Here is a 4,803-nt window from a genome sequence, read left to right as displayed (position 1 = left end):
GCCCCGGGTGTGCACATACACCCGGGGCCAGTCCCTTAACTCGAATGCCTGGCTTCGCAGGCGCCTCGTCCCCTTGGAGCATGAAGTGACCCTAAAACGACTCCCCTACGAACACATCGCTGTTACGGGCAGCAGCCGCGTCAAGCGCGGCATGGCTGAGATGCTCATTGGCGGCGTCATCATGGACGTCGTCAACGTTGAACAGGCCCGCATCGCCGAAGATGCCGGTGCCGTTGCAGTGATGGCGCTCGAACGCGTTCCGGCCGATATCCGTGCCCAGGGCGGCGTGTCCCGCATGTCGGATCCGGACATGATCGACAAGATCATCGCAGCCGTGTCCGTCCCGGTGATGGCCAAGGCCCGGATCGGCCACTTCGTGGAGGCCCAGGTCCTGCAGTCCCTCGGCGTGGACTATATCGACGAGTCCGAGGTCCTGACCCCGGCCGACTACGTCCACCACATCGACAAGTGGAACTTCACCGTTCCCTTCGTCTGTGGCGCCACCAACCTTGGTGAGGCGCTGCGCCGCATCCACGAGGGCGCGGCGATGATCCGGTCCAAGGGTGAAGCCGGCACGGGAGATGTCTCCAACGCGACCGGGCACATGCGCCAGATCCGCGCCGAGATCGCCAAGCTTGCCGCCCTGCCCGAGGACGAGCTGTACGTTGCGGCCAAGGAACTGCAGGCCCCGTACGAACTGGTCAAGGAAATCGCAACCACCGGCAAGCTTCCCGTGGTGCTGTTCACCGCCGGCGGCATCGCCACCCCGGCCGACGCCGCCATGATGATGCAGCTTGGCGCAGACGGCGTGTTCGTCGGCTCCGGCATCTTCAAGTCCGGAAACCCGGCCCAGCGTGCCGCCGCCGTCGTCAGGGCTACTGCCTATTATGACGACCCGGACGTCATCGCCCAGGTCTCGCGCGGCCTCGGCGAAGCCATGGTGGGCATCAACGTCGACGAGATCCCGCAGCCCCACCGCCTCGCCGAGCGCGGTTGGTAAAGCGGGGCGGATTTCAGGTCCGGGCCTAGGCAGCGGTGCCTTGGGAGTTGTTTCCTTGGTTCCCGGGTGCTCGTATGGTTGCCGCGCGCCGGAACGGGTACAACTGAGTGATGACGACTTCCCTGGTGCTTGGTCCCATGATGCGGTATGTGGATGAGACCTCGGCGAGCATCTGGGTGGAGACCCGGAGCGATTCCCGCGTCACCGTCCGGGCCGGACAGCAGAGCTGGGCGGCGCGTACTTTCGCCGTGCACGGCCACCATTACGCGCTCGTGGAGGCGGACGGAATGGAGCCTGGATCAGTGCTGCCCTACACGCTGGACATCGATGGCGAACAGGTCTGGCCCGCTCCGGATTCCGGGTTTCCGCCGCCGGTGATCGCCACGCTGAAGCCCGGCAAGCCGCTGCGCATGGCCTACGGCTCCTGCCGCACCAGTGTCCCGCACGACGAGACCGGCAACCGGACGCACGGCGTCGACTCGCTCCGCGCCTACGCACTGGCGATGGCCTCCGGCGGTGACCTGCCGTGGCCGGACCTGGTGGCCTTCCTCGGAGACCAGGTGTACGCCGACCTGACCAGCGAACAGATGCAGCAGTTCATCCGCGCCCGCCGCGACATCAGTGCACCGCCTGGCGAGGAGCTCAGGGACTACGAGGAATACGCCCACCTCTACAACCTCGCCTGGTCCGACCCGGCAAACAGGTGGCTGCTGTCCACCCTGCCCAGCGCCATGATCTTCGACGATCACGACATCCGCGACGACTGGAACGCCTCGCTGAGCTGGAAGAGGAGCATGGAAGCCACCTCGTGGTGGCATGAGCGGATAGTCTCGGGGCTGTCCTCCTACTGGGTCTACCAGCATCTGGGCAACCTGTCGCCGCAGGACCGGCTTACCGATGCCATCTGGCAGCGGATCGCCCGGCACCGGGGCGAGGCTGAACTCGACCTCAGCGCGGAACTGGACAGCTTCGCTGAACGCGCTGACCGGGACCCGGAATCCTACAGGTGGAGCTTCTGCCGGGATTTCGGGGACACCAGGCTGATCGTGGTGGACTCCCGCGCCGCCAGGAATCTGGACCCGGAAGCCCGCGCCCTGCTTGATGATGAGGAGATGGCCTGGCTTGACGGCCGCATGCGCGGCGGGTTCCGCCACCTGCTGGTGGCAACGTCGCTTCCTTTCCTGCTGCCGATGGGCCTGCACCACGTCGAGTCGTGGAATGAGGCAGTTTCGGAAGGCGCGTGGGGGAAGCGTGCCGCCCGGGTCGGCGAGAAGCTGCGCCAGGCGGTGGACCTGGAACACTGGGGCGCCTTCCAAAAAAGCTTCCAGGAGGTGGCCGTCATGACCGCCGAGGTCGCGGATGGCAAGCGCGGCCCGTCACCGGAGACAGTCACCTTCCTGTCCGGGGATGTGCACTTCTCCTACGTCGCGGAGGTGAAACGCTCCTCGGGCAGCCGGATCATGCAGGCAGTCTGTTCCCCGATCCGGAACCCTCTTCCCCGCCTGATGAGATACTTCGGGGCCGCCATGGCCTACGGCCTGGCTACTCCGATTGGGGCCCTGGTGGCCCGCTCGGCGCGTGTGCCGGACCCGCCGTTCCGTTGGACACGCGTCGAGGGACCCTGGTTCAACAACAATCTGGCCAGCCTGGAGATTGTCCCGGAAGGGCTGAAACTGTGGTGGCAGACAGGCGTCGTGGAAGACGGCGACGACCTTCACCCAAGGCTCGAGACTGTGGCATCCTTCACCGTGGCGTCCCGGAGGGAAAGCAGGAGCCGATTTAGTGGGCGGGGTTTTGACCGGCTCAACCAACGCCGGGCGGCGCGAAGCTAGGCCGCCAGCCACACCGTGCCTTCGAGGTACCGCACGCACGTGCCGGACAGCAGCGTGCGCTCCCCTTCCACACGGCAGAGCACGGTCCCGCCGCGTGCCGAGAGCTGGCGGGCGGCCAGTACCGTGCTGCCCAACCTGCCGGCCCAAAGCGGTGCCAGCTGGGAGTGCGCCGAGCCGGTCACCGGGTCTTCATCGATGCCGGCCCGGGCACCGAAGAACCGTGAAACGAAGTCATAACCCGTTCCGTCACCCGCAGCGGTTACGACGACGCCCCGCACCGGCAGTTTCGCAAGCGCCCCGCAGTCGGGGGTCAGGTTGCGCACGGTCTCGGCATCCTTGACCACATGGATGAGGTCGGTTGCCAGGAAAGCCTCGAGTGCCGGAGCGCCGAGGGCTTCGGTGACCGAGGGGTCGACGGCCACCGGTTCGGGCATCTCGGACGGGAAGTCCAAGATGAAGCCGTCACCGTCGCGCTCTACAAACAGCCAGCCGCTGCGGCTCCAGAATTGCAGCCGTTTTGCGTCCGGGTGAACGTCCGTGAAGAGGTACGACGCCGTGGCCAGGGTCGCGTGCCCGCAGAGGTCCACTTCAATGGCCGGCGTGAACCAGCGGAGGTGGTAGACAGGCTGCGAGGAATCGAAGGGCGTGGCCTCGTCCGGGATCGCGGCAACAATAAAGGCCGTCTCGGAGAGGTTGTTCTCCTCGGCCAACTGTTGGAGGACACTGTCAACCAGCCAGCCGTCCAGTGGCATCACGGCTGCTGGATTGCCTTCGAAAGGCTTAGTGGCGAAGGCATCGATCTGGATCAGGGGTATGTGCATGCCTCCCACCGTAGCGGCGAACTGGACTGGAAAAATTGAGCCAGTTTGAGAAAGTGGATTGCCCGGAAGAACTCGGCCGCTTTCCGGTGCCTGGCCGATTCCGGCCAGGCACAGCCCGGTCAGTTAAAACGGCCCTGCTGATTCAGCCGCAGCAGGGCCTATCTCACTGAGCCAGCTGGGCCAGAGCTTCCCGTTCAGCTCCGATCGTAGTGTTGTCGCCGTGGCCGGTGCGGACCACAGTACCGGGCGGGAGCGTGAGGAGGCGTTCGCGGATGGAGGCCAGGATGGTGGGGTAGTCGCTGTAGGAGCGTCCCGTCGCACCCGGGCCGCCGTTGAAGAGGGTGTCGCCGGTGAAGACCGTTCCCTCATTTTCCAGGTAAAAGCAGGTGGAGCCCGGGGAATGGCCCGGCGTGTGGATGGCCAGCAGCGCGGTGCCGCCCACCGCGAACACGTCGCCGTCAACGTGGTGCCGGTCCGGTTCCGTATCCGGGTAAACCTGCTTCCAGAGGACCAGGTCCTCCGGGTTCAGGATGATCGGGGCACCGACAGCTCCGGCAACCTCCCGCGCGGCGCCGATGTGGTCGTTGTGCGCGTGGGTCAGCAGGATGGCCAGGACCTTCCGGCCGCGGACCTGGTTGATGATCGCCTCGGCGTCATGCGGGCAGTCGATGATCACGCATTCGTCGTCGTTGCCCACGATCCAGACGTTGTTGTCCACGTCCCATGTGCCGCCGTCGAGCGCAAAAGTGCCCGAGGTGACCAGGTTTTCGATGGTGACTGTCATGAGAGATCCTTCCGGGACTGTACTTCGACGACCGAGCGCAGGACCTTGCCTTCGTGCATCTTGGCGAAGGCCTCCTCCACCTGGTCGATGGTGATGCGCTCGGTGACGAAAGCGTCCAGGTCCAGGTTGCCCTGCTTGTAGTGCGCCACCAGCATCGGGAAATCACGGGAGGGCAGGCAGTCCCCATACCAGGACGACTTCAGCGACCCGCCCCGGCCAAAGACGTCCAGCAGGGGCAGCTCAAGCAACATGCCCGGCGTCGGAACGCCCACCAGCACCACCCGGCCGGCGAGGTCGCGGGCGTAGAACGCCTGCTTGTACGTTTCGGGACGGCCGACGGCGTCAATCACCACGTCCGCTCCGTTG

The 4,803-nt window shown here is 65.7% G+C and carries 5 protein-coding genes; 2 read left to right on the top strand and 3 right to left on the bottom strand.

Going from position 1 to position 4,803, the window contains the following annotated elements:
* Window positions 1-151 precede the first annotated feature (151 nt).
* Window positions 152-1,000: a pyridoxal 5'-phosphate synthase lyase subunit PdxS gene (gene pdxS, locus V6M49_RS09415; RefSeq protein WP_305775673.1), complete on the top strand. Its 849-nt coding sequence runs from the start codon at window positions 152-154 to the stop codon at window positions 998-1,000.
* 110 nt (window positions 1,001-1,110) lie between these two features.
* Entirely contained in the window at window positions 1,111-2,832 is a 1,722-nt protein-coding gene (locus V6M49_RS09410) for an alkaline phosphatase D family protein (RefSeq protein ID WP_332760944.1), read from the top strand.
* On the opposite strand, the gene V6M49_RS09405 is transcribed toward V6M49_RS09410, so the two are convergent.
* The 3 genes from V6M49_RS09405 to V6M49_RS09395 form a co-directional block, all read right to left on the bottom strand.
* On the bottom strand, window positions 2,829-3,653 hold the full coding sequence (locus V6M49_RS09405; RefSeq protein ID WP_332760943.1) for a PhzF family phenazine biosynthesis protein: 825 nt from the start codon (window positions 3,651-3,653) through the stop codon (window positions 2,829-2,831). The two genes, V6M49_RS09410 and V6M49_RS09405, sit on opposite strands and share 4 nt — an antisense overlap.
* 163 nt (window positions 3,654-3,816) lie before the next feature.
* Window positions 3,817-4,437, bottom strand: a complete 621-nt coding sequence (locus V6M49_RS09400) for an MBL fold metallo-hydrolase (protein ID WP_332760942.1) — start codon at window positions 4,435-4,437, stop codon at window positions 3,817-3,819.
* A partial coding sequence (locus tag V6M49_RS09395) for a zinc-binding dehydrogenase (RefSeq protein WP_332760941.1) occupies window positions 4,434-4,803 on the bottom strand: 370 nt, incomplete at its 5' end. The genes V6M49_RS09400 and V6M49_RS09395, both read right to left, overlap by 4 nt.

Origin of the sequence: Pseudarthrobacter sp. (genome assembly GCF_036675385.1) — a bacterium.
Taxonomy (GTDB): domain Bacteria; phylum Actinomycetota; class Actinomycetes; order Actinomycetales; family Micrococcaceae; genus Arthrobacter.
Note: the sequence above shows the minus strand (reverse complement) of the source record. Positions and strands in the feature narration are given on the sequence as shown.